At 45.6% G+C, this 24595-nt stretch carries 29 protein-coding genes, 1 rRNA gene and 1 riboswitch; of the genes, 27 read left to right on the plus strand and 3 right to left on the minus strand.

The window, feature by feature from the left end:
- Positions 1-111, plus strand: a 5S ribosomal RNA gene (gene rrf / locus OIU26_RS23540); the annotation flags it as partial.
- Between the two features lie 232 nt (positions 112-343).
- Positions 344-763 (plus strand): hypothetical protein, encoded by a 420-nt coding sequence (locus OIU26_RS23545; protein WP_264218216.1) that lies wholly within the window; start codon positions 344-346, stop codon positions 761-763.
- A gap of 358 nt (positions 764-1121) precedes the next feature.
- Here the strand turns inward: OIU26_RS23545 and OIU26_RS23550 are convergent, their stop codons facing one another.
- Positions 1122-1649, minus strand: coding sequence for a hypothetical protein (locus tag OIU26_RS23550; RefSeq protein ID WP_264218217.1), 528 nt, complete (start codon positions 1647-1649; stop codon positions 1122-1124).
- Positions 1650-2048: 399 nt separating this feature from the next.
- Here OIU26_RS23550 and OIU26_RS23555 point away from each other — a divergent pair, with 399 nt between their 5' ends.
- The 10 genes from OIU26_RS23555 to rsmI all read left to right on the plus strand — a co-directional run bounded on the left by OIU26_RS23555 (position 2049) and on the right by rsmI (position 10068).
- Positions 2049-2234: a sigma factor G inhibitor Gin gene (locus OIU26_RS23555; RefSeq protein WP_013368656.1), complete on the plus strand. Its 186-nt coding sequence runs from the start codon at positions 2049-2051 to the stop codon at positions 2232-2234.
- Between the two features lie 144 nt (positions 2235-2378).
- Positions 2379-3962, plus strand: coding sequence for a DegT/DnrJ/EryC1/StrS family aminotransferase (locus OIU26_RS23560; RefSeq protein ID WP_264218218.1), 1584 nt, complete (start codon positions 2379-2381; stop codon positions 3960-3962).
- A gap of 103 nt (positions 3963-4065) precedes the next feature.
- Positions 4066-4713 (plus strand): dTMP kinase, encoded by a 648-nt coding sequence (gene tmk, locus OIU26_RS23565; protein WP_013368658.1) that lies wholly within the window; start codon positions 4066-4068, stop codon positions 4711-4713.
- A gap of 73 nt (positions 4714-4786) precedes the next feature.
- A complete protein-coding gene (locus OIU26_RS23570; protein WP_007427998.1) occupies positions 4787-5116 on the plus strand; it encodes a cyclic-di-AMP receptor in 330 nt (109 codons plus the stop codon).
- Positions 5117-5312: 196 nt separating this feature from the next.
- A complete protein-coding gene (locus OIU26_RS23575) occupies positions 5313-5756 on the plus strand; it encodes a YaaR family protein (RefSeq protein ID WP_013368659.1) in 444 nt (147 codons plus the stop codon).
- Positions 5757-6006: 250 nt separating this feature from the next.
- Positions 6007-7002 (plus strand): DNA polymerase III subunit delta', encoded by a 996-nt coding sequence (gene holB, locus OIU26_RS23580; RefSeq protein ID WP_013368661.1) that lies wholly within the window; start codon positions 6007-6009, stop codon positions 7000-7002.
- 138 nt (positions 7003-7140) lie between these two features.
- A complete protein-coding gene (locus tag OIU26_RS23585; RefSeq protein ID WP_013368662.1) occupies positions 7141-7941 on the plus strand; it encodes a PSP1 domain-containing protein in 801 nt (266 codons plus the stop codon).
- Positions 7942-7968: 27 nt separating this feature from the next.
- Positions 7969-8343, plus strand: a complete 375-nt coding sequence (gene yabA, locus OIU26_RS23590) for a DNA replication initiation control protein YabA (RefSeq protein WP_013368663.1) — start codon at positions 7969-7971, stop codon at positions 8341-8343.
- An 88-nt stretch (positions 8344-8431) separates the two neighbouring features.
- Positions 8432-9190 (plus strand): tRNA1(Val) (adenine(37)-N6)-methyltransferase, encoded by a 759-nt coding sequence (locus tag OIU26_RS23595; RefSeq protein ID WP_264218219.1) that lies wholly within the window; start codon positions 8432-8434, stop codon positions 9188-9190.
- The gene (gene rsmI, locus OIU26_RS23600) at positions 9187-10068 is read left to right on the plus strand and encodes a 16S rRNA (cytidine(1402)-2'-O)-methyltransferase (RefSeq protein ID WP_264218220.1); all 882 of its coding nucleotides are present in this window, start codon (positions 9187-9189) and stop codon (positions 10066-10068) included. Before OIU26_RS23595 ends, rsmI begins: the two co-directional genes overlap by 4 nt.
- Positions 10069-10192: 124 nt before the next feature.
- Here rsmI and OIU26_RS23605 read toward each other — a convergent pair whose 3' ends face one another.
- Positions 10193-10447 carry an AbrB/MazE/SpoVT family DNA-binding domain-containing protein gene (locus tag OIU26_RS23605; RefSeq protein WP_007428005.1) on the minus strand — a complete coding sequence of 85 codons (255 nt, stop codon included), beginning with the start codon at positions 10445-10447 and terminating at the stop codon, positions 10193-10195.
- 330 nt (positions 10448-10777) lie between these two features.
- Between OIU26_RS23605 and OIU26_RS23610 the strand changes: the two genes are divergently transcribed.
- The 13 genes from OIU26_RS23610 (at position 10778) to OIU26_RS23670 (ending at position 23362) form a co-directional block, all read left to right on the plus strand.
- Positions 10778-12061, plus strand: coding sequence for an HD domain-containing protein (locus OIU26_RS23610; RefSeq protein ID WP_264218221.1), 1284 nt, complete (start codon positions 10778-10780; stop codon positions 12059-12061).
- A 42-nt stretch (positions 12062-12103) separates the two neighbouring features.
- On the plus strand, positions 12104-12874 hold the full coding sequence (locus tag OIU26_RS23615) for a TatD family hydrolase (RefSeq protein ID WP_264218222.1): 771 nt from the start codon (positions 12104-12106) through the stop codon (positions 12872-12874).
- Positions 12875-13074: 200 nt separating this feature from the next.
- A riboswitch (cyclic di-AMP (ydaO/yuaA leader) is annotated at positions 13075-13355 on the plus strand.
- Between the two features lie 270 nt (positions 13356-13625).
- Positions 13626-14774 (plus strand): 3D domain-containing protein, encoded by a 1149-nt coding sequence (locus OIU26_RS23620; protein WP_165083907.1) that lies wholly within the window; start codon positions 13626-13628, stop codon positions 14772-14774.
- A gap of 145 nt (positions 14775-14919) precedes the next feature.
- On the plus strand, positions 14920-15465 hold the full coding sequence (gene rnmV / locus OIU26_RS23625; protein WP_013368669.1) for a ribonuclease M5: 546 nt from the start codon (positions 14920-14922) through the stop codon (positions 15463-15465).
- 7 nt (positions 15466-15472) lie between these two features.
- Positions 15473-16357, plus strand: a complete 885-nt coding sequence (gene rsmA, locus OIU26_RS23630; RefSeq protein ID WP_013368670.1) for a 16S rRNA (adenine(1518)-N(6)/adenine(1519)-N(6))-dimethyltransferase RsmA — start codon at positions 15473-15475, stop codon at positions 16355-16357.
- 55 nt (positions 16358-16412) lie between these two features.
- Entirely contained in the window at positions 16413-17309 is an 897-nt protein-coding gene (gene yabG, locus OIU26_RS23635) for a sporulation peptidase YabG (protein ID WP_014599339.1), read from the plus strand.
- Between the two features lie 199 nt (positions 17310-17508).
- The gene (gene veg / locus OIU26_RS23640) at positions 17509-17790 is read left to right on the plus strand and encodes a biofilm formation stimulator Veg (RefSeq protein WP_013308120.1); all 282 of its coding nucleotides are present in this window, start codon (positions 17509-17511) and stop codon (positions 17788-17790) included.
- Positions 17791-17955: 165 nt separating this feature from the next.
- Positions 17956-18135 (plus strand): small, acid-soluble spore protein, alpha/beta type, encoded by a 180-nt coding sequence (locus OIU26_RS23645; protein ID WP_007428013.1) that lies wholly within the window; start codon positions 17956-17958, stop codon positions 18133-18135.
- Between the two features lie 144 nt (positions 18136-18279).
- On the plus strand, positions 18280-19134 hold the full coding sequence (ispE, locus tag OIU26_RS23650) for a 4-(cytidine 5'-diphospho)-2-C-methyl-D-erythritol kinase (RefSeq protein WP_264218223.1): 855 nt from the start codon (positions 18280-18282) through the stop codon (positions 19132-19134).
- A 181-nt stretch (positions 19135-19315) separates the two neighbouring features.
- On the plus strand, positions 19316-20155 hold the full coding sequence (gene purR / locus OIU26_RS23655) for a pur operon repressor (RefSeq protein WP_013368673.1): 840 nt from the start codon (positions 19316-19318) through the stop codon (positions 20153-20155).
- Between the two features lie 163 nt (positions 20156-20318).
- A complete protein-coding gene (gene spoVG / locus OIU26_RS23660; RefSeq protein ID WP_007428016.1) occupies positions 20319-20606 on the plus strand; it encodes a septation regulator SpoVG in 288 nt (95 codons plus the stop codon).
- 345 nt (positions 20607-20951) lie between these two features.
- On the plus strand, positions 20952-22349 hold the full coding sequence (glmU, locus tag OIU26_RS23665) for a bifunctional UDP-N-acetylglucosamine diphosphorylase/glucosamine-1-phosphate N-acetyltransferase GlmU (RefSeq protein WP_164965579.1): 1398 nt from the start codon (positions 20952-20954) through the stop codon (positions 22347-22349).
- Positions 22350-22408: 59 nt separating this feature from the next.
- Positions 22409-23362 (plus strand): ribose-phosphate diphosphokinase, encoded by a 954-nt coding sequence (locus tag OIU26_RS23670; RefSeq protein WP_013308125.1) that lies wholly within the window; start codon positions 22409-22411, stop codon positions 23360-23362.
- 68 nt (positions 23363-23430) lie between these two features.
- On the opposite strand, the gene OIU26_RS23675 is transcribed toward OIU26_RS23670, so the two are convergent.
- Positions 23431-23631, minus strand: coding sequence for a hypothetical protein (locus tag OIU26_RS23675; protein ID WP_013368676.1), 201 nt, complete (start codon positions 23629-23631; stop codon positions 23431-23433).
- A gap of 75 nt (positions 23632-23706) precedes the next feature.
- On the opposite strand from OIU26_RS23675, the gene pth reads away from it, so the two are divergent.
- Together pth and OIU26_RS23685 are read left to right on the plus strand one after the other, a co-directional pair.
- Positions 23707-24267: an aminoacyl-tRNA hydrolase gene (gene pth, locus OIU26_RS23680; protein ID WP_016818918.1), complete on the plus strand. Its 561-nt coding sequence runs from the start codon at positions 23707-23709 to the stop codon at positions 24265-24267.
- A gap of 86 nt (positions 24268-24353) precedes the next feature.
- Positions 24354-24584 carry an anti-sigma-F factor Fin family protein gene (locus OIU26_RS23685; protein ID WP_014599341.1) on the plus strand — a complete coding sequence of 77 codons (231 nt, stop codon included), beginning with the start codon at positions 24354-24356 and terminating at the stop codon, positions 24582-24584.
- Positions 24585-24595 lie beyond the last annotated feature (11 nt).

Raw genomic sequence — 24595 nt, forward strand, 5'->3', positions numbered from 1 at the left:
GGCGATAGCGGAGGGGTTCCACACGTACCCATCCCGAACACGACCGTTAAGCCCTCCAGCGCCGATGGTACTTGGACCGCAGGGTCCTGGGAGAGTAGGACGTTGCCAAGCAACAAGTAGAGAACCATGATCTTATTAAGATTATGGTTCTTTTTTTGCATATAGATGTAATTTGGAAATATCCTTACAAAAGGAAGGTAACATTTTTGTTACGGAATGTAAGAGCAAACCCTGTATAATATAGGTATTGAATCCCATACACATACGCTGCTATATTGCAGAATTATGCAAACTCCATTATAGGATTTTGTATAGTCAATCAGGCTGGTAAGGAGGGAAGATCATGCGGCGAAATAAATGGCTTGCTCTATTGATGCTATTCAGTGTCGCTGTCGCGGTTCTTACCGGGTGCGTGGAAGAGGAGCCTTCTTGGACATCGTTTGAGGGCGCTGCTAACGAGAAGACGTTTCCGGTTCCCAAAGAAGCTAGTAAAACTGATCGGGCCAGCAGCAATTCGGATATGGACTATGTACGCTATGCGCTGCCAGCGTTGAAGGAAAGCGATAGTCTACCTGCTCCTTATCTGGAGGAGATTGCAGCCTGGGGCTGGACTGAGGAACCGAATTTATCTACTTCGAATCAGAAGGTGTTCCAGAAAAATAAACACATGGTGCATTTGTCTGTGCATGATGGTTCTTTTACCGTATTGGTTCCAAAAGACAGAAAAGCTACCGTGAAGAGTAAAAGTGTAAACCTTAATTAAGAGTGCGATTTTCACTTAAGTATGCAACACAAGATGTATTGTGGGGTCATAGTTAACTCATACCGTATTGGTTTGCTGTGCGTATAATGATGAATGATAAGATGGGGAAGCACTTGAAACTGCCATTGTGTAGAGAGTGGCTTCCTTTTATATATTTGTGTATAGATTGATTTACTACTTTAACGACATATATAATGTGGATAAAGTCTATTTAGTGAGAGAATAAAAGGATTATAATTGTTAAATTACAAAAAAGGAGCAACCCGGGTCGGGTTGCTCCTTTTTATTATTCTTAGGCTGAAGCGTTGAAGATACATTAGTTGAAGTTTCGATCTGTACAGATAGGAGGTGAATTGATTTACTGTTGATAGTAGGAGGCTTCTTCATCGGTGAACTTCAACATGCCGTCTTTTCTCTCCCCTGTAAGCCGACTCAAGACGTATAAACGCGGTGCAATGAGCCATAGGTGCCAGAAGAGTAAGGATACGGTAAAGGCTGGTGGAGACCAGAGAATGAATACGGCAGACAAGCAGATACCAATCCAGAGTGTATGTATGTGCACACGACGAAAAATCCTATAGCCTATGTACTGGTCTGTCATATAGCCTAGCCAAGGCAACCTGCGCTGGAATGCCCAGCGTTTGCGGAAGGCTGTCCCACCACCTATGTATAGGACAGATCGCGAGATTACGAAGTGTACCCATAAGGTTAGGAAAAAGGCAAGAGCAAACAAAAATACACTGGTCCAGGAAAAGGCAAGAATCAGAAAGAGAAGCATAATAACAGGTAGTGTGAGGTGACTCCATATCAGCTGACGCGGTATATTGATTTTTTTGATGAGCTTGTAGTGATAGTAGGTAGCTTTGGTTCCGGTTTCCTCTGTCATGCGAACAGTCCTTTCATTAATCTACTGCATCACAAGTGGCTTCCCGTCCACGGCCGGAAAAAGGGACGGTACTTCGCTCATGCCGCTTTAATAAGCATCAATTATTTTTTGTAAGAGTATAGAACGACGACATCTAGCGTTAGCTAACCTATTCTATAATTACAGGAAAAGCTCTCACTGATGAAGTGTACAAAGGCTTCGATGAAAGGGCATCCATACATAGAAGCTTTTCTTATTATATCGGCATATGCGGCTGTTTTTTTAAACATACGGGGTACAAACACCATAATAGCCCAAGGGGAATATATATAGAGTATATCGTCGAACTGGGCTATGAAAAGGTTTAAAATAGTAGAAAGTGACCCATACTGATAGTAAAAGAAACAAGGTGGGATGGATATGCATGATCAAGGTGACCACCGCTGCATCATATGCGGACAACACAAACATGAAGGCATTTTTATCGTTTCCGAGTTTATCTGTGATACGTGTGAAGCCGAAATGGTGCACACGGATGCAACTGACGCCAAATATCATTTTTTTATTGATCAACTAAAGCAAATTTGGGTACAGAAAAATGCATAATATCCTTCGCTAGCTAGTGTTTGAAGGATAGGCATTCCAAGGTCTGTCGATACGGGCCTTTTTTTCTGTGAGTAAAAGTAGGATTCCGCTTGATTTTACGATAAAATAGGGTAGATATAAAGCTTTGTTTGGAAGGATTGCAGAATGATGGGGAAAAAGACGGTTCATGCACCATTAGTGGAAGCTCTAATACGTTACAGTTCTCAGGGAAATGCTTCTTTCCATGTACCCGGTCATAAAAATGGACAAGTCTATAGGCATGAAGAAATGGCGTCTCTGTTGCAAGAGGTGATGTCTATTGATGCGACGGAAATTACCGGACTGGACGATTTGCATCACCCAGAAGACGTAATCCGTGAAGGTCAGGAGCTGGCTGCGAAGTGCTTTGGTGCAGAAGAGAGCTTTTGGCTTATTGGAGGCAGCACAGTCGGTAATTTGGCTATGATTTTGACCGTATGCACGAAGCCAGGAGATGTACTATTGGTACAGCGAAATGTACACAAATCTGTACTGAACGGTCTCATGCTATCAGGGGCCAAGGCCGTATTTCTAGATCCAGAAATAGATACACTAAGCGGGCTGGCGGTTGCTCCATCGACAGACACGATAAAGGCTGCACTCAAGGACTATCCTTCGGCTAAAGGAGTATTACTTACGCTGCCTAACTATTATGGGATGGGGCATGATCTGACTGTTACAGCTAAAGCTTGTCATGCAGCCGATGTGCCGTTGATGGTAGATGAAGCACATGGTGCTCATTATGGGCTGCATCCTCATTTGCCAGTCTCTGCTCTTTCCTGTGGGGCTGATGTAGTCGTCCAATCGACACATAAAATGCTTCCAGCTATGACTATGGGAGCCATGCTACATGTGCAAGGACGGAGAATTCACCGGGAACTGCTCCGTCAGCGGCTGGCTATGGTGCAAAGCTCCAGCCCTTCGTATCCATTAATGGCCTCGCTGGATTTGGCAAGATGGTATATTGATGCTTATGGCACGGATGCCTTTACAGAGGGCTTAGCGGCAGCAGACGCTTTTAGAAAGGGCCTGGCGCAGCTCCCACGCTTTCGCTTGGTAGAGCCTACACAGCAGGCAAGTGAAAAGTGTGACGCTCAGAAGGGGATCTCTGAGGCCCTGGAAAGGGCTGAGGAGAGGACAAATGGGTACTCAACTCAGGACCCTTTTAAAATGGTGCTGTATGATACATGGGGTGTACTAGATGGGTTTGGGTTAAAACGTGAGTTGGAGACTTACGGATGTATTCCAGAGATGAGTGACGAGAAACATGTGGTTTTATTGTTTACGTTAGGCTCTATAGCTAGGGATGCGAGTCACCTGTTGCAGGCTCTTGTGCATATAAATAATGATATAAGATTTAAGGGGACGGCTGATGAGCCGGAGTTAGCGGGGAAAGAGCAGCAGAGGCCAGAATTAGATTTTTCCACGTGGAACAATGATGGAGTGAAGGCTTACTCCAGTCCGGTGCAGTTTGGGCTTCAACCGATTAATCCGGATCAGATGGAGATCGTGCCTGTAGAGGAATCAGCTGGTAGGACAGCTGCTGAAATGATTATCCCGTATCCTCCAGGTATCCCACTGCTATATGCAGGGGAAATGATCACAGAAGTGATTGCTCTACGGATGATTCGTCTACGTGAGCTAGGAGCTAAATGGCAAGGGATAGCAGATGAAAGTATGCTTACGATTCGGGTATTCCGTTTACAATAAAGATTAGATACTAGAGAATTAACAAATACAGAAGACTGGATAAAAGAAGCATACGCAGCCTGTGGGTGACTTTTATTTTTCAGGCAGGAAAGCAGGGAATAACATGAATCGCAAAGGCATTTTTATTACGCTGGAGGGGGGAGACGGCTCCGGTAAAACAACCATGATCCAACGACTGGCAAAGTATATGGAGGAAGAAGGCCATCCAGTCGTCACGACGAGGGAACCGGGCGGCATCGAAATTTCTGAAAAGATTCGTTCTATCATTCTGGATCCTGCTCATACCAGTATGGATGCCCGAACAGAGGCACTTTTATATGCGGCGGCGCGGCGCCAACATTTGGTGGAGAAGGTAAAGCCGGCTATTGAACAAGGAGCTATCGTATTGTGTGACCGTTTTGTGGACAGTAGCCTGGTCTATCAAGGGTTTGCAAGAGGAATCGGAATTGAAGAGGTAGCTTCGATTAATCGCTTTGCGGTAGATGATTGGGAGCCAGATGCCACGTTCTATCTGGATATTGAGCCCGAATTGGGGTTGGCAAGAATTAATGCGTCACGGGGAGAGGAAATGGATCGCCTCGATATGGAGAGCATATCGTTTCATCATAAGGTACGAGAGGCTTATCTGGAGCTGGCTCGCAAATTTCCGGAACGAATTACGATTGTGGACGCATCTCCCGCACCAGAGCAGGTAGAGCAAGTATTGAAGGATTTGCTGAAAAAACGGTTTATTCAGAATTTTAGCGTATAATTGTCGAAGGATATACGGTAAAATTGATCTAGGGACAAGGTGTCCCTAGTATGACTTGAAGGAGGAATACAGGATGAAGCTGATTATTGCGATTGTACAGGATAAGGACAGTAATAGATTATCCAGCGGACTGGTGAAGGCTAACTTTCGTGCTACCAAATTGGCCAGTACAGGAGGATTTCTGCGTGCAGGCAATACGACATTTATGATTGGTGTTGATGACAATCAGGTAGACTCGTTGATGAATGTCATTCGCAGCAGTTGCAAGGTACGTGAACAGCTGGTCACACCCGTTACCCCTATGAGTGGGACGACGGACTCCTATCTGCCGTTGCCTGTTGAAGTGCAGGTGGGTGGAGCGACAGTTTTCGTGATGCCTGTAGACCGTTTCGAGCATTTCTGAATCTACACAATAGAACCTATTTTGCCGATATGAAAGTGGAAATGACTGTTTCTCGCTCATGATGGGAATGAGGAGCAGATCCACTAAAACGGCAGCGCTACAGCGCAGCCCCCGGAAAGCCGAAGAGACTCCCGAGTTCTTTATTGAACTGTTCGTTGAGGGAAAAGGGAAGCATCCGGGGAGAAAGCAGGTTTATATGAAAATAAATCCGGGCTACCGCCCTTTACACAGTACATTGTCTACAAATGAAACGAGTGCTAAGCCAATTCAACCGAAAAGCTTCTCCGATGTTATGCAGCAAAATGGGGAGCAGGCTTCGAAGGAGGAATTGAACCGGCGCTTTAAGGAAATTCAAATGCAGGGAGACCGGCTTGCTCGCTCAATGACGATTCGTGAGTTGAAGGCCTATAAGATGCTGGTCAAACGGTTTCTGGAAGATACAGTTCGGCGTGGCGTGTCTATGAAGGACACAAAGGGATGGGATCGTCGGGGACGCAGCAAGCGTTATAAGCTCATTGATGAAGTGGATGAGCTATTGCTCAAAATGGCAGATGAGCTGCTTGATACCGAGCAAGGGAAGATTGAGCTTTTACAAGGAGTCGGTGAGATTAGAGGTTTGTTGATTAATCTTTCATTTTAAAATGCAGTCTTATGTTATAAATGAATACAGATGGGCTGTTGCCACGATGGAATAATCTGCTTGCTGATCATGCTGGCAGATTATTTTTGACTATGTACATGTGGGCAAACGTAGTATGCAAACAGCAGTACAGTTATACTGAAGAACCATGATTTGAGGGTGAGATCATCGGACCAGCAACAAACTCGCCCGGGGAAATAACGGTTAGCTGATGGTTCATCGTTGTTTTCAGTGGAGAAAGTGAGGAAATATGTCTTTCCAACATATATTGGGGCAGGATGTAGCCAAAAAAATGCTGCAGAGTGCATTGCGGAATCACACAGTCAGCCATGCTTATGTTTTTAGCGGACCGCAGGGAAGCGGACAGATGAACATGGCACAGACCTTTGCCAAGGCTTTATTCTGTGAGAAACAGACGGATGATGCATGTGGGGAGTGCTTGTCATGCCGCAAGGTAGAGCACGGGAATCACCCGGACTTGCACATTGTAGAGCCTGATGGGGCAACGATTAAAATTGATCAGATTCGTGGGCTTCAACGAATATTTTCATACAAATCTGAAAGCTCCAACCCTAAGGTATATATCATTCGGCAGGCGGATACCATGACAGTGCAAGCTGCTAACAGCTTGCTTAAATTTTTGGAGGAGCCTCAGATTCCTGTGGTCGGTATACTCATTTCTGAAAATGGACAGGCGTTGCTGCCTACGATTCAATCGCGGACACAGCAGGTACCTTTCCACGCTTTACAGCCGGAAATGATGATGCAGGCGTTAATTGGGGAAGGCTATACGGCAGGACTTGTCCGGTCAGTGGTTCATATGGCTTCCGGACTGGAATCATGTAGAGAAATTCTCCAGCAGAATTGGTTTGCAGAAATTAGAAACGTAGTGTTACAATTAGTGAAGGAGTCCATGAGCCGGGGGAGTTCGTCAATTATTCTGGCTCAACAGAAGATTTTTAAAACTGGACTTTCTGATCACCTGGATATTCTGTTTCATCTGTTTCATTTGTGGTTCAAAGATATGCTTCATTTCCGTTACGGAAGGCACGAAAGCATTGTTTTCATAGATCATTTGGAGTCCGTCTCCAAATTGGCAATCACCCGCAGCACGGAACAATGGGTCTCTTATATGGATTTGGCCGCGAATTGCAGGAAGAAGCTCCGTTTTCACGTCAACGGACAATTATGCGTGGAGCAGCTTCTGATTGGGTTGTCCGATACAAGCGGTTCTATCACCGGCTAACAGGAAGGCGCGCTTGTTCCACTCTGCACAATCCGCGACGCCAGGTTCCCGGTTTGTGCGACAGTGAGACTTCAATTGCGGCCATTCGTACAATGTCGGCTACAAATGAGGTTTAGTGGCATACAAGGGGGTTAATTTTTGTATAGTGTAGTGGGTGTCCGTTTCAAGAAGGCGGGCAAGACTTATTATTTTGATCCGCTGGACCTTCCAGTGGAGAAAGAAAACTGCGTCATAGTAGAGACCGCACGCGGGATTGAATATGGCAAGGTTGTGGTGGGCAAAAAAGAAGTAAATGATTCGGATGTTGTCCTACCCTTAAAAAAAGTCATTCGTATTGCCGGAGATGATGACGCTCTTGTTGTAGAAGAGAATAAATTGGCGGCCAAGGATGCATTCGGTACGTGTTTAAATAAAATTAAAGACCATAACCTTAAAATGAAGCTGGTAGATGTGGAATTTACATTTGACCGCAATAAGATCATTTTTTATTTTACGGCAGAGGGTCGAGTTGATTTTCGAGAGCTTGTAAAGGATTTGGCCAGCATTTTTCGTACACGAATTGAGCTGCGGCAGATCGGAGTACGGGATGAGGCTAAAATGCTTGGTGGAATCGGACCTTGCGGGCGTATTCTGTGTTGTTCCTCATGGCTGGGGGATTTTGACCCGGTATCTATTAAGATGGCGAAGGATCAGAGCTTGTCGCTGAATCCGACGAAAATTTCCGGGTTGTGCGGAAGATTGATGTGCTGTCTCAAATTTGAACATGATAACTACGAGAGCATGCGAGAAGAGCTACCTCAGGTAGGTAAGATGGTTATCACTTCTCTGGGAGAAGGAAAAGTGGTAGGTGTCAATGCAGGCCATCGTACGGTACATGTTCAACTGTTTGAGATCAGTAAGGTCAAGGAACTTCCAATGGACGATGTAGTCGTCAAGTAAACCATTAGGTTGCTTCGGGGTGGAAACTTGGATAAATTAAATGTTTTTGCGCGTATTCACGAAATGGAAACCCAAATGGGACAGTTGCATAGCGATCTGGGTGAATTGAAACTGGCAGTAAAAGAGCTGCTGGAGGAAAATCAACGACTAACGATTGAAAACGAACAGGTGCGCAAGATGCTCAAACGTGAGACCTCTGGAGAAGAAAAGACGGCAAGCAAGCCGAAACTTCCTCCTCCGATCGTCGTTAAGGATGAAGAGGAAACGGGTGAGGTCGTGGGCGAAGGCTACGACAATCTGGCAAGGCTGTATCATGAAGGATTTCATATATGCAACGTGTATTACGGACATTTGCGAACAGAAGGCGATTGCCTCTTCTGTCTGTCATTTTTGAATAAATAAAAACAAGCCGTAGGAGCAAGATGCCTACGGCTTTTTTGTAAGGAAGTATGAGTAAAAAGCGATTTAGGTTATAGGATGGGAGAGCATTATGTACGAAAATGAAAATAAGTCTGAACGAATTGATGATCTGCTTTCACATAATCTGCGTATTATCCAAAGTGATGAAGTGTTCAGCTTTTCGATGGATGCGGTCTTGCTGGCACGGTTTGCAGGTATTCCGTACCAGCGCGGGAGGATTCTAGATCTGTGCACGGGCAATGGGGTTGTTCCCATACTGCTGACGACACGCACCAAAGCATCTATTGAAGGAATTGAGATTCAACCACGCCTGGCAGATATGGCTAGACGGAGCGTCAGTTTGAATGGATTAGAAGCAGCGATTGAGATCCGGGAAGGAGACTTGCGTGAACTGGTTCAAATCACGGGACATGGTGTGTATGATGCGATTACCGTGAATCCTCCCTATATGCCGCTAAATGGTAGCGATATCAAGCTGAATCCTCACCAGGCTATTGCGCGTCATGAAGTGAACTGCACACTCGAAGAAGTTATTCAGGCATGTACCCGGCTTGTCCGTAATGGAGGGAAAGTATCGATGGTTCACCGCCCACAGCGGCTGGGTGAGATTATATCCTTGATGCGCAGTTATAGCCTGGAACCCAAGCGGATACGTTTTGTTCACCCACGGATTCACATGGAAGCGAATATGGTACTTGTTGAAGCGATGCGTGACGGCAAACCGGAGGTTCGCCTATTACCCCCACTCATTGTATATCAGGAAGATGGGAACTATACTCAGGAAATAAGAGAAATCTATGGAGAAGTAAGTAAGGAGGATTCAGTGTGACAGCAGCTGTACAAAAAAGCTTTAGTAACCGTGAAGAGGAACGGGGAAAGTTATATCTCGTTGCCACACCGATTGGCAATCTGGATGATATGACCTTTAGGGCAATTAACACCCTAAAGTTATGTAATATTATCGCTGCTGAGGATACGCGACAGACACGCAAACTGCTCACACATTTCGACATCACGCCGGAAATGCTCTTCAGTTATCATGAACATAATAAGGCTGCCAGTGGGCCTGAACTGATACGTTATATAATAGAAGGAAAAAATTTGGCACTGGTTAGCGATGCAGGTCTACCGGCCATTTCTGATCCTGGTTCGGATCTGGTCAAGCTGGCACTTGAAGCAGAAATCAGTGTTATTCCTATCCCAGGAGCAAATGCGGCACTATCGGCTTTAATTGCCTCAGGACTGGATACAGAGAGGTTTACCTTCGCTGGTTTTCCTCCAAGGGAAAAAAAGGATCTAGAGAAGTTATTGCAATCATTTCAGGTATCCCATGGCACAATTCTTTTTTATGAATCTCCTCACCGTATTGTAAAGACATTGACGGTATTAAAGGAAACATTAGGATCACGCAAAGTGGTGCTTGCCCGTGAGCTGACCAAGCTGCATGAGGAATGGGTGCGTGGAACGGTGGAGCATTGTCTTGCAAAATTAGAGGAAAATCCGCCGCTTGGTGAATACTGTCTGGTCGTTGAGGGGAAAAACGAAGAGGAAGAAGAACAGGAGCGGCAGGCATGGTGGCAGGATTTATCTTTGGAGTCTCATGTCGCGCATTACGAGTCAGAGGGGCTTACTCGCAAGGATGCCATGAAACGTACAGCCACAGACCGTTCAATTTCCAAGAGGGACGTGTACAACGCACTCTTATGAATACGTGTCTAAACAAAAAAGGGCCTTCCAACGGTTGGGTTCAAACCGTGGAAGGCAACAAGGAGTATATATGAAAAAGGTTAGAATTAACAATCTCTGATAAGTCTATTATATACTAAAATTCTCAGTTTGTCACAGGTGTTGGGATTTCAGAAATGCAATCTTGGCAAACAATTTTCCCTTTGAAGTAAATTACGTTCTCAGCATTGCCGCAGAAGATACAAGCAGGCTCGTATTTTTTAAGCATGATGCGCTCGCCATCAACGTAAATTTCCAAAGCGTCTTTCTCTCCGATTCCCAGGGTACGGCGCAATTCGATTGGAATAACAACACGTCCGAGCTCGTCAACTTTTCTTACAATACCAGTGGATTTCATCATAATAAATCAGGCTCCTCTCGCCGTTTAAAATAATATAAGTGTCATGATTCGACAAAATTTTCTCTTTTCTGATATTTACTATACCAACGATTCCCAAAACAGTCAACCTAAAAAAAGTAGTAACAGCCTAATTATGCAAAAGTATTTAGAACAAAGAGCTTTATTCATGTACCTTACCTTATTTTACGGATGATTTGCCTTATTATTGATTTGGAAATGTCGAAAAGTGATAATTCGACAAAATACGACAAATGATGTCGAATAAGGGAGAACGTTTAGGATTTTATTGTATTTTAATCCATTATTCCGAATATTAAAGGAGCTGATATCTTGCACCAGCCACTCAGTGAAGAAAAAGTTTTTAAGGACCCGGTACATAATTACATCCATGTTCAGGATACTGTGATATGGCGATTGATCAATACGCCGGAGTTCCAACGGTTACGACGCATTCGGCAGTTAGGCACATCTTATCTTACGTTTCATGGAGCGGAGCATAGCCGGTTTTCACATTCACTGGGCGTATATGAGATTACGAGACGTATTATTTCTCAATTTGAACGTGGAGATTTTCCCGACTGGCCTAAGGAAGAAAGACTGATTGCTCTGTGTGCCGCTTTGTTGCACGATGTGGGGCACGGTCCATTTTCTCATTCAATTGAAGAAGCCTTTCATATGAACCATGAGGATTGGACATGCCGCATTGTACTGGGGGACACGAAGATCAACGCTGTGCTACGGCTAGTTGATGAGATGTTGCCCCACAAGGTCGCGGCGGTTATAGCCAAAACGTATGATAAGCCGATTGTTGTCAACTTGGTAACAAGCCCGCTGGATGCTGACCGTATGGATTATTTGTTGCGGGATGCTCATTCAACAGGTGTTAACTACGGAACAATTGATTTGGATCGTATTTTACGTTTGCTGCGCCCTCACAATGGGAGAATTGTCGTAAAAGAGTCGGGTATGCATGCAGTAGAGGATTATCTAATGTCACGCTACCAGATGTACTGGCAAATTTATTTCCATCCTGTAACACGCAGCTCAGAAATCCTGTTACGTAAAATTTTCAAGAGAGCTAAGGAATTGTTCAAAAACGGATATGAGTTTGGTTTTCTGCTAGATCCGCTGCCCGATCTATTAAAAGGAGAGCTAACAGTGGAGCAGTATTTGATGCTGGATGAGTCTTTGATTCAGACGGTATTTAGCCAATGGAAACGAGAAAAGGACGAAATTTTAAGTGATTTGAGCAGCCGTTTTATGGATCGTAGATTGTATAAATATGTAGAGATTGAAAATATGGATACAGATACCGTTGACCATATTCGAGAGGCTTTGGAAAAGGCTGGCTTGCATCCTGAATATGATCTTGAAATTGATTTTCCGACAGATCTTCCTTATGATGTGTTTCGGCAGGGCGGTTCAACGGACAACCAGATTTTACTGCTTGGACGTCAGGGCGAGGTGCGGGAAATATCCGAAGTTTCAGAAATTGTACGCTCAATAAGTGGCATTCACCGAGGAAAATATCACATGTATTTTCCCCAGAATAAATTGAACGGGGTAAAAGAAAGGCTCCCTGCCGAAATAAGGAATTATTTTGTCAAACAATAGACAAATATATAGAAATGTAAGTAAGAAAAGGAGATGAAAACCTTGGATTTATTCGACACTCATACTCACCTAGATGCGCCACAATTTGACGAAGACCGTGAAGAAGTTATAGCACGTGCTGTCGAATCAGGAGTAACACGGATGATCAATATCGGATTTAATCGTGAGACCATTCCATCCACCATGAAGCTGGCTGAGACGTATGATTTTATTTATGCAGCTGTTGGATGGCATCCGCAGGATGCCATTACAATGCAGGAGGGTGATTTAGAATGGATTGCATCGTTATGCAGTCATAAAAAGGTTGTAGCGATCGGAGAGATCGGTCTGGATTACTATTGGGATACATCACCAAAGGATGTGCAGCAGCGGGTACTTCGAAATCAAATTGGCCTGGCACGTGAGCTCAACATGCCAATTGTTATCCATAACCGGGATGCACATGAAGATATTGTGAGGATTTTACGTGAGGAAAAGGCGGGCGAGATTGGCGGAGTCATGCACTCCTTTTCTGGGAGTTGGGAGACAGCTAAAATGGTGCTGGATATGGGTTTCCACCTTTCCTTCGGCGGGCCCATAACGTTCAAAAATGCCAAGCAGCCAAAAGAGGTGCTGGCCCAGGTACCGCTGGACCGTCTGCTTATTGAAACGGACGCGCCTTATTTGACGCCTCATCCGTTTCGTGGGAAGCGAAATGAGTCGGCATATGTGAGATTGGTGGCAGAGGCAGCCGCCCAAATTAAGGGAATTACGGTGGAGGAATTGGTATCCATTACGACCCAAAATGGCTTGGAACGATTTGACATTCAGTGAAAAAGCGAAGAAATCAATCAAAATAAAGAGATAGACGGAGCTAATTATGATTTTGTTGCAGGAAACTCAAGAATATTACAATTTTTTAACCGAATATTTTGAAAAATGTACTTGAAACCTGCTTTACAACATGCATGGAAACAGGATATCATCTTTTCAGTGAATTGTTGTTGAGTGTAAACATCAACAAATCATTTCATGAACCAGTCTCGCTGAGTCCCTTTTACAGGGAACGGGGGAACCGATATGGCTTACAGTACGTCCGGCGTATATGCAAGAGATATTATCTCTTCAGCAGTCGGCTCGACCGAAATTCATTTCCTGGATGGGATTGAACAGGTAGAGAAGCCGTATTTCGATTTCTTTCTGGGTCTTCGGGGTGAATGTGAAGGCGACCGCCATGAGCGGTTGACCTAAGCTAGGGCGACTCTCTACGTCCGAACCCGACAGCTAACCCCGTAAGCGTAACAAGAGAGAAGCCATCTCGTGCATGAGTTTTCCCGCATATTCACACATGTCGGAAGCCACGAAAGAGCTCTCTAGTCTCTTTCCTTGGCTTTTTTGTTGTGAATAAAAGAAAATCTGTCATCATACTGTGGTTAAACAGGGGAGGACAGCATGCCGCGAAGACGGGTACATGGTGCAGGACAGTCGCAGTACGGGCTTGTCTTGTAGAAAATCTGTTATAGTCACGTCAACGATCAACTATGTCTTACTCCAGACGGCGGGCTATGTAAGGAGGACGGAGGAAATGGGCATTTTCCGAAAAGAGGAGACCCATGAGTCACGCTCATCCAGCATGTCTTACGTATTACGTTGGAAGCAAGAGAATGTGCGCCAGGCTGCTTTGGTTGCTATTTTTCTAATCGCACTAACGATTATGATTTCAATTCTGATGTACACGCAATCTAAAAAACAAGTCTTTTTTGTCATCGATGGTAAGGCATCTGCGGTAGAAACCCGGGAATCCAAGCTCCAAGATTTGCTCAATGAGCATTCTATTTCACTTCAGCCGCATGATACAATTTCCATGCCGCTAAACGGGGCAGTACAGGATGGGGATCGCGTAGTCATTAAACGTGCCAATCAGGTTAAAGTATCCTCAGGCAATGAGACGAAAAAGCTGTACACAACAGAAAATACAGTAGAGGGTGCCATTCGCACTTCGGGCTATAAATTATCATCAACGGATAAAGTTTACCCTGCGTTGGATGCCTCTGTTTCAGCTAACATGGACATAAAAATCGTCCGTGTGAAGAAACAGCAGGTCGAACAGAAAAAACAAGTGCCTTATCAGGTCATCAAAACGGCAGATCCAAGTCTCTATAAAGGCGATAATCGAGTCATTCAAAGTGGCAAATCGGGTGTGGTAGTCCAGCATGTTCAAAAGGTATACCATGATGGAAAATTGGTGTCCAAACAGCTGGTCAACAAGGAAGTCGCACAAAATCGTGTGGATAAGGTAATTGCGGTAGGAACGAAGAAAAAACCGGTCGTTCTAGCTGCTTCCATCAGCCCTAAAGATGCGGTTAAGGCTACAAAGGTTAGTTCGGGCAGTGCTGTCCGTAAAGCAGGTATTAATTTTAATTATAAAAAAGTTTTACAAAATGTCTCCATGACGGCGTACTCCGCCCAGGAGCCAGGTATCGGTACACGTACCGCCTCCGGCACGCGTGTCACGGAAGGACGCACCATCGCTGTCGATCCGAGTGTAATTCCAATCGGCTGGTGGGTGTATATTGAAGGGGTAGGCTTCCGCCGTGCGGAGGATACCGGTGGCGCGATTAAAGGCCACAAAATCGATGTGTATTATGAGAGTTTAAGCCGGGCTAACCAATTTGGTCGTAAGCACGGTAAAACCGTATATGTTATCGGACCTGTAAAGCCGGAAATCAACTAAAACAGGTTGTGTATGTTGAGGACAATGCGATAGTATTAACAACATAGTAATGCCATGCTAAGAAGAGGATATCCTCTTCTTATTTTGTTTTCAAAAGCAGGGAAAGATAATATATGTTGCTGTGTAGCAGTGGAGGGAAACGAAGATGATCAAGGAAGTGATCGTGGTGGAAGGCCGGGATGATACGGTAGCCATTCGCCGTGCTGTCGAAGCAGATACGATAGAAACTGGCGGTTCAGCCATTAATAAAATGACGCTGCGGAAAATTGCATTGGCGCAGGAACGGCGAGGGGTCATTATTTTAACTGATCCCGATCATGCAGGGGAGCGTATCCGTAAAATCATCGCCTCCAAGGTCCCCGGCTGCAAGCAGGCTTTTATACCTGAGGCAGAGGCGACACGCAAAGGGGATATTGGCGTGGAGAATGCCTCCCCGGAAGCCATCAGACACGCTCTCGCGCGGGTACATACGACAGTGGAAGGCGCCGAACCGCTGATTGAAATGGCGGACCTGATTGACGCTGGACTTATTACCCACCCCAATGCTGCTGCACGCCGTATGGCCTTGGGGAATGTACTGGGTATTGGCTATTGTAACGGAAAGCAGCTACATAAGCGGCTCTCTGTATTTCAGATCAGTCGTGAGGAATTTGCCAGTGCGCTGGCACAAATCGAAAGTGAAGGATTGTGATATCCGTATGACAGGGATTCAAGATATAGCAACACCGCGGCGTACGAAGGAAATTATTCAAAGGCACGGTTTTTCGTTCAAAAAGAGTCTGGGACAAAACTTTCTAATTGATCAAAATATTCTGAGCAAGATCGTAAATGCTGCCGGATTGGATGATACAAAGGGCGCGCTTGAGATCGGTCCGGGCATTGGAGCTTTGACCGAGAAGTTGGCGCAATCCGCTAAGGCAGTTACCGCTGTTGAGATTGACCAGCGGCTGTTGCCCATTCTTGAAGAAGTGCTGGCCCCTTACGAGCATGTAAAGGTTCGCCATGGAGACGTGTTAAAGCTGGATTTGCGTGAAGTGTTTGCAGCTGACTTTGCAGACGTGAGCAAAGTGAGTGTCGTCGCTAATCTGCCGTATTACGTCACTACACCGATTCTGATGCGTCTACTGGAGGACAAGCTTCCTTTGGAGAATATCGTCGTTATGATTCAAAAGGAGGTGGCTGAGCGCATGGCTGCGTCTCCTGGTACGAAGGATTACGGCAGCTTAAGCATAGCCGTGCAATATTACAGCGAGCCTGAGTTAGTCTGTACGGTGCCGAATACAGTATTTATTCCTCAGCCGAATGTTGATTCGGCAGTTATTCGGCTGCGTGTACGAGAAGTCCCTCCGGTGGAAGTGGTGGACGAGAAACACTTTTTTGAAGTGGTTCATGCCGCTTTTGCCCAACGTCGTAAAACCATTTCAAATAACCTAAAAAGCCGCTTCTTCACCAAAGAGAACAGGGACACGCTGGAGCCGCTGTTGCAACAAGCTGATATTGAGCCCTCCCGTCGAGGGGAAACGCTGAGTATCGAGGAATTTGCGCGTCTGAGCGCCGTGCTATTGGAGGCCGGTATATCCTAAGTTGGAACCAAACTGTGTATTTACCCATACGATATAGGAGGGGTGATACAGTGTGATGAGTTTAGGAGACTTGGTCGTTCGGAAATCGTACGGTGGTGATGTCACGTTTCGCGTTGAAGACATCCAGCGGGATAAAGCGATCATTAAGGGGACGGAATTTCGGCTACTGGCCGATTCCCCGGTGAACGATCTGGTCAGAGTGCCTGCAGACCAGATTAGCGGTAAGACTCAACAGGCCCACATTAAGGCCGGGGAGTCTCTTAATCTTTTGCAACGGGCACGCCAGCAGCAAGCTGCCCGTAGCCAGGCGGCTCTGATTGGAGAGTGGAGTGATCCGGTAGAGTCGACGTATTTTGAAATGCCAGGAAAGGTTCTTCATCTGGATGGAGATCCTGGCTATTTAAGAAAATGTCTCAGTTTATATGAACAGCTCCGTGTTCCCGCTGAGGGACATCACGTTCACGAATCGGCAATGGCGGATACGTTATATCGACTGCTTCCCCGCATTCGTCCTGATATTGTAGTCATCACTGGACATGATGGTGTGCTGAAGCAGCCGCAACCTTACGATTTGTACAGCTTGAAAAGCTACAAGAATTCGCAAAATTTTGTGGCAGCGATTCAGGTAGCCAGACAATATGAGCGTCATCTGGATTCACTGACAATTGTAGCGGGGGCGTGCCAGTCCCATTTTGAGGCGCTGCTACGTGCGGGAGCCAATTTTGCTAGCTCCCCAGGGCGTATCCTGATTCACGCTCTGGACCCCGTTTACGTGGCTGCCAAGGCCGCATTTACTTCAATCCGTGATACAGTCAATATGGGAGACTTATTTCATCAGACCATCAGTGGCAGCCGCGGAGTGGGTGGAATTGAAACAAGGGGAAGCTACCGCATCGGTTTGCCGAAGCTTGAAAATTTGTCAACGCTTAAAGTAACGCCTTCAGCGATCTGAAATTCAAATGTGCCTGATAGGATATATCTGAACAAAAGTCTCTTTTTAGAGGCTTTTTGTCATTTTTTATGCATATTATTCCTGTTCGCAAAAAATTAAATTGACAACTTATTTTTCGTGTTGTTATAATATTTAGCTTGATTTGACAATCCCTCTAAAATTCGTTATAATGGACAAGGAAAGAGGTGGTCGTTAGGCAATGGCTAAAAATACGCTGTTGGAAATCAAACGCAGTCTCGACGCACATGTAGGGCAAAAAATTTTGCTGCGGGCTAACGGCGGACGCCGTAAGACCGTCGAACGAACTGGTGTCTTGGAAGAAACGTACCCTTCTGTTTTTATTGTCAAGCTGGATCAGGAGCAACAGACGTTTAAACGTGTCTCCTACAGCTATGCTGACATTCTTACCGAGTCGGTGGAGGTCAGTGTATATGATCCCGACTCCCACACAAGTGTAGTCGAATATTTCGAAACACCTTAATTCTTTTTTACGTGATTTATACCAGCTTTGCAGGTTTAACGGCGACCTCGTCATTTTTAATGGCGGGGTCGTTTTGTATTTACAGAGCAGGATGAAGCATGATATCTCTGCACATACTAAGGCGGGAATGATCTTCCTTATTCCATTGCCGAAGGAGGCGTATGCATGAGCCGAAGAAGACGGAGTGTTATGTCGGAAGAGCTGAAGTATGAACTGGCCAAAGATCTTGGGTTTTACGACACGGTTAAGGAAGAAGGCTGGGGAGGCATTAAAGCCAAGGATGCGGGCAATATGGTCAAGCGGGCCATTCAGCTTGCAGAGCAGGCGGCTTCTCGCAAATCGTAGCCATCGGTGGTGCTGATAAAAAGCGGGGATATCCGGGGTCATACCGGGGCATCTCCGCTTTTTTGAACCTCATGACTTGACAGGCTGAGTCTGATATAATATGTTAAGCTGTCTTGAGGGAAAAGTTGAAGGTGGGTGAACGCCTTGAAAATATATGAAAAAGCACCGGCGAAAATTAATTTAATGCTTGATGTTCTACGTAAGCGGGACGATGGTTATCACGAGGTCGAAATGATTATGACTATGGTCGATCTATCCGACCGATTGACGATGTCCGAGTTACCGCGTGATACCATTATTATTTCAAGCCAAGCCGGGTACATACCGTTAGATGAAAAGAACTTGGCTTTTCAGGCTGCGCGTCTGATCAAAGAACGTTATAACGTGTCTACAGGCGTCCATATCCATCTGGATAAGCATATCCCGGTGGCTGCAGGATTAGCAGGCGGAAGCAGCGATGCTGCCGCAGCATTGCGTGGGCTGAACAAGCTGTGGAGACTTGGTATCTCGGATGCGGAATTAAGAGTACTGGGTGCTGAATTGGGTTCAGACGTACCTTTCTGTATTACAGGGGGCACAGCTTTAGCGAGCGGACGTGGAGAACTGCTTAAGCCACTGCCGAATCCGCCACAATGCTGGGTGATCCTCGCCAAGCCGCCGATTAATGTATCGACAGCTGAAGTGTATGGTCGTGTCAAAGCGGATCAGATTACGCACCACCCGTCTGCCCGGCAGATGGAGCAGGCGATTCGTAATGCTTCTTTTACCGATGTATGCAATGCCCTGGGGAATGTACTGGAGGATGTGACATTAAAGCTGTATCCAGAGGTGGAGCATCTTAAAAACTCCATGATCCGTTTAGGAGCTGATGGGGTGCTGATGTCAGGTAGCGGACCTACAGTGTTCGGACTGGTATCGAAGGAAGCCAAAGTGCCACGGATCTATAACGGACTAAGAGGCTTTTGCAAAGATGTTTACGCAGTACGACTTTTGACCTGATTTTAGATATTTTTTTCATATTATAGTGGCAATTGTTGTACAAATACGTACGAAGATGATATATTCACTATTAAATATTCGGATTTTACTATATCACTTACATTCCGCCAGCAACCGGCCAGTCCGCCGGTGCTTTATTGTACGAAGCGGGCGGCAGGAGAATAGATCGCGAGGAATTGTTGTGAAAAAACTTAAAAGAAGCTCACGATTGGTGGAAATGACGCAATTTTTATTGTCACGGCCGCATACATTGGTGCCTCTTACTCATTTTGCAGATCGATACGGGGCAGCTAAGTCGTCGATAAGCGAGGATCTGGCTATTATCAAAGAAGTATTTGAGGACGAGGGTACTGGCGAGCTTCTGACACTGGCGGGAGCGGCAGGGGGCGTCAAGCTGATCCCTAGGCTCTCCAAGCAACATGCGCTTGCGTTTGCGAACGACTTGTGCGCGCAGCTGGAGCAGCCTGATCGCATATTACCGGGAGGGTACCTGTATCTGTCCGATTTGCTGGGCCAACCAGCGATGATGAACGAAGCGGGTAAAATATTTGCGACCGCTTTTGCCGATCGTCAGATTGATGTGGTTATGACCGTGGAGACGAAGGGCATTCCGCTCGCTTATGCAACCGGAGCACAGCTTAATTTGCCAGTCGTGCTTGTACGGCGTGACCATCAGGTGACAGAAGGCTCAGCTGTAAGTATTAATTATGTTTCTGGATCACAAAAGAGCCTGCATACGATGTCTTTATCCAGACGTGCAATGCGTGAGAAATCGCGTGTGCTCATCGTAGATGACTTTATGAAGGCTGGCGGCACGATACAAGGAATGGTCGACTTGTTAGCAGAGTTTGATGCTGAGGTAGCTGGTGTCGGTGTGCTGGTAGAGTCGGGCGAGGTGGAGAATGAAGAGCGCCTGTTGCACGATTATATTTCACTGGCAAATCTGACTGCAGTCGATTCTCGAAGCAAGCAAATTACAGTCAAGCTGGGTAATTATTTTGATGAGTTAACAGGGCAGTAAATTGTCACAATTCATCATAAAATACCTAAATATGTCGAAAAGAAATCTTTTCAAAAAAATTACCTGAATTTAGGATACGAATTGTCCAAAAAAAGAAGGAATTCGAAATGCTGTGTGGAATGTATACACCAAGTCCTATTTGGAAAAAGGTGGTGAAACACACATGCAGATTACGGATGTTAGACTCCGCCGAGTGAACTCAGAAGGAAGAATGAAGGCGATTGCATCCATTACAATTGATAACGAGTTTGTTGTCCATGACATCCGAGTTATCGACGGTAATAACGGGATGTTCGTAGCTATGCCAAGCAAACGAACCCCTGACGGAGAGTTTCGCGATATCGCTCACCCGATATCTTCAGGAACCCGTGAAAAGATTCAAGCTGCTGTATTGACTGAGTACGAACGTGCAGCTGTTGATGAAGAAGTTGCTATTGAAGAAGGCGCTTAATTCGCCTAAAGCAGGATTGGGGTACAAAAGAAAAAGAGAGCCACTAACTGTGGCTCTCTTTTCTTTTTGTCTGGAATGAGATATATTCTTTAGTGAGTTAACAGTCAGTTTTAAGGCAACTTGGAGCCATCCGGGCTGCCGAAGCGGCTTTTTCATAAGACAGGGACTAGGCAGCGATGCGTCCCGGGGATGAACGTCCAGCACAAGCTGGCCTGAAAAAATAGCCATTAACCAAAGGTTCGCCGTTATTTTTCAGGAGGATTGTGAAAAGTTAAGCAAAATCTGATCTGGGAATTAACGTTTTAGCCAAGGGGTAACTGTTATTTTCAGGATAGGAGGTTGGACTTGTTGGAAAGGTTGGCAGTCATTCTTGCCGCAGGGCAGGGAAAACGTATGAAATCCAAATTATATAAAGTTCTGCATCCGGTGTGCGGAAAACCGATGGTCGGACATGTACTCGACACGGTTCGTGAAATCGGTGTGTCCCGAAGTGTAGTCGTCGTGGGTCACGGAGCAGAGGCGGTACAGTCTTATTTGGGACCGTCGGCAGAATATGCGCTTCAGGCAGAGCAGCTGGGAACGGGTCATGCTGTCAAGCAAGCCAAGGACCTGCTCGGCCAGGAACAGGGCACCACAATTGTCATTTGTGGAGATACTCCGTTGATCACAGCGGAAACGCTGGAAGGTTTGGTGCAACTGCACGAAAGCCGCGGAGCGGCTGCAACAATTCTGACCGCTGAGTTGGACAACCCGAAAGGATATGGACGAGTTATCCGTGATACTTCCGGGGCCGTGCTTAAGATCGTGGAACAGAAGGATTGTTCACCTGAGGAAGATGCTGTCCGTGAGATTAACACAGGCACGTATTGCTTTGACAATGCCAAGTTATTTGCAGCGCTGGACAAGGTAACGAACACCAATGCACAGCAGGAATACTACCTGACCGATGTCATTGGTATTTTGCATGGCGAAGGTGAGCAGGTTGAGGCGTATTTGACCAATGACGTGTCGGAATCTATCGGTGTAAACGACAGAGTTGCTTTGTCAGTTGCTGAGGGTTATATGCGTGAGCGCATTGTTCGCAAACATATGCTGAATGGTGTCACCGTCATTGATCCGTCTTCTACCTACATCGGGAGCGATGTTGTCATTGGTTCCGATACAGTATTGTACCCAAATACATGGCTGCATGGTCAAACACAAATCGGAGAAGATTGTGTGATTGGCCCGCAGGCAGAGATCCAGAATACGGTTATCCACTCAGGGGCAACAGTGAAACATTCGGTGTTGAACGAAGCGGAAGTGGGAAGCAGTACATCTGTAGGGCCGTTTGCTTATCTGCGTCCAGGCGCGAAGCTTGGCGAACATGTGAAAATTGGTGATTTTGTAGAGGTGAAGAATGCGACTATTGGAGATCATTCCAAGGTGTCTCATTTGAGCTATGTCGGTGATGCCAAGGTGGGTACAAACGTAAATATTGGCTGCGGGGCAATAACGGTCAATTATGATGGATATAATAAATCCATTACAGAAATTGAAGATGATGCCTTTGTTGGCAGCAATGTGAATCTGATTGCCCCAATTAAGATTGGAAAAGGTGCCTATGTTGTCGCAGGCTCCACTGTAACACATGCTGTCCCTGATAACGATCTGGCCATTGCCAGACCACGTCAAGAGAACAAAGCCGGATATGCGGACAAAATCCGCGCGCGTGCCAAAGCAAAGAAAAAAAGATCGGAATGACCTTAATCAGCAAGCTGTTGAATCTGTAATGAATGAACCAGCACGGAGGGTTTCTATTAATGACTTATTGCGATTCCAAACTCAAAATATTTACTTGTAACTCCAATCCGAAGTTAGCCCACCAGATTGCGGACTACATCGGAATCCCAATGGGGGAATCCCATACCACATCGTTTAGTGACGGTGAAATTCAGGTTAAGCTGTCGGAAAGTGTTCGCGGCTGCCATGTGTATATTGTACAGTCCACTTGTCTGCCAGTTAACGACAACTTGATGGAGTTATTGGTTATGATTGATGCACTTAAACGTGCTTCTGCCAAAAGTATCAATGTTGTTATGCCATATTACGGTTATGCTCGTCAGGATCGTAAGGCTCGTTCACGTGATCCGATTACAGCGAAACTTGTCGCTAACTTGATTGAAAAGGCGGGAGCTCACCGCGTAATCAGTATGGATTTGCATGCGATGCAGATTCAGGGATTCTTTGATATTCCAGTGGATCATATGCTGGGAGCACCAATTCTGGCCCAATATTTCCGTTCCAAGCAAATTGAGAACCCGATTGTTGTTTCACCCGATCATGGTGGGGTTGTTCGCGCGCGCAAGCTGGCGGACTTCCTGAGTGCTCCGCTCGCTATTATTGATAAGCGTCGTCCAGAGCCGAATGTCAGTGAAGTGATGAATATCATCGGGAACATTGAGGGTAAGACGGCTATTTTAATTGATGATATCATTGATACAGCCGGAACGATTGTATTGGGTGCAAATGCGCTTAAAGAAGGCGGCGTAAAAGATGTGTATGCATGTTGCACACATGCCGTGCTGTCTGGTCCTGCGATGGAAAGACTGGAGAATTCGCCATTAAAAGAGGTGGTTGTGACGGATACAATCCCGATCGTTCACCCAAATCCGACAAGCAAGCTGAAGGTACTGTCTGTGGCTCCATTAATGGGAGAAGCCATCATCCGTGTGCATGAGGAATTGTCGATCAGCAAATTGTTTGAAATCGAATAAGCACTGGCTCATTAAAAAAGGGGTTGCTTTTTCCATATGGAAAAGGTAACCCCTATCAGCATGTCAGGCTAAAAGCCTGGCCGAGATATGAATGTGAAGCGTTGACGATTGTATAGTGTGTCCTCGATTTCGACGAAATGCTCATTAAAACGCGCAACGATGCCAATTTGAACATGTACATTCCCGTCATAAATTTGGACAGGAACGGAATGTTTTAAATGATATAGAAAATGGCTGTCATATAAGAGGATATCACCTTGATTGAGCATATCGGCACGCACCTTCCTGTTCACTACAACTATTTTACCAAAAAATCAAGACTTCGAAAGAGGGTGTCAAGGTTAATGAAGTGGATTGTAGGATTGGGCAACCCCGGTCCCCAATACGAGAAAACGAGACATAATGTCGGATTTATGGCCTTAGATGCACTTGCCTCACGTCATAATATCCAGATTACCCAAAGCAAATGTAAGGCGTTGATTGGTGAGGGTCACATTGGTGGCGTGAAAACGGTACTGATTAAGCCTATGACATATATGAATCTCTCAGGCGAGTCTCTACGTGCATATATGGACTACTATAAGGCCGATATGGAAGATCTGATTGTCGTGTACGATGATCTGGATACAGAGGTCGGTAAAATAAGACTGCGTTATCAAGGTAGCGCAGGCGGTCATAATGGCATTAAATCGATCATTCAGCATACAGGGACGCAGTCTTTCAACCGGATTCGTATGGGCATTTCCCGTCCAGAGCCTGGACATGCTATTGTCGATTATGTTCTGGGCACCTTTCCAAAGAAGGAAAAGGAACTATTGACTGGAATGATAGAAGATACGTGCAACGCTTTAGAATACAGCTTGAATCATCCGTTTGAGCGGACGATGGCTGAATTCAACAAGTAAGCTCTGACGCAGGTAGACGGGCTTAAATGGAAGATTGTTGGACATACTGAAAGGTATAGAAAACTTTCAGGAGGCATATACATTACATGGTTGTTAATTATGTATGCAGACATTGTCGAACTTTCTTAGGGCGAATTGACTCCGCTGTAATAACCGAAGAAAGGTTGGGCTTCCATTCCTTGACCCCTGCTGAACGTAGAGATATAATAGCGTATAATTCGGGTGGTGAAGTGACTGTTAAAGTCATTTGCGAGCATTGCAGTCAGGCACTGGAGAATAATCCGGAGTTGAGTCTGCTCGTAAACCCGCTCCAATAACAGGTATTCAA

The organism is Paenibacillus sp. BT-177 (assembly GCF_025846815.2).
GTDB classification, from domain to species: domain Bacteria; phylum Bacillota; class Bacilli; order Paenibacillales; family Paenibacillaceae; genus Paenibacillus; species Paenibacillus polymyxa_C.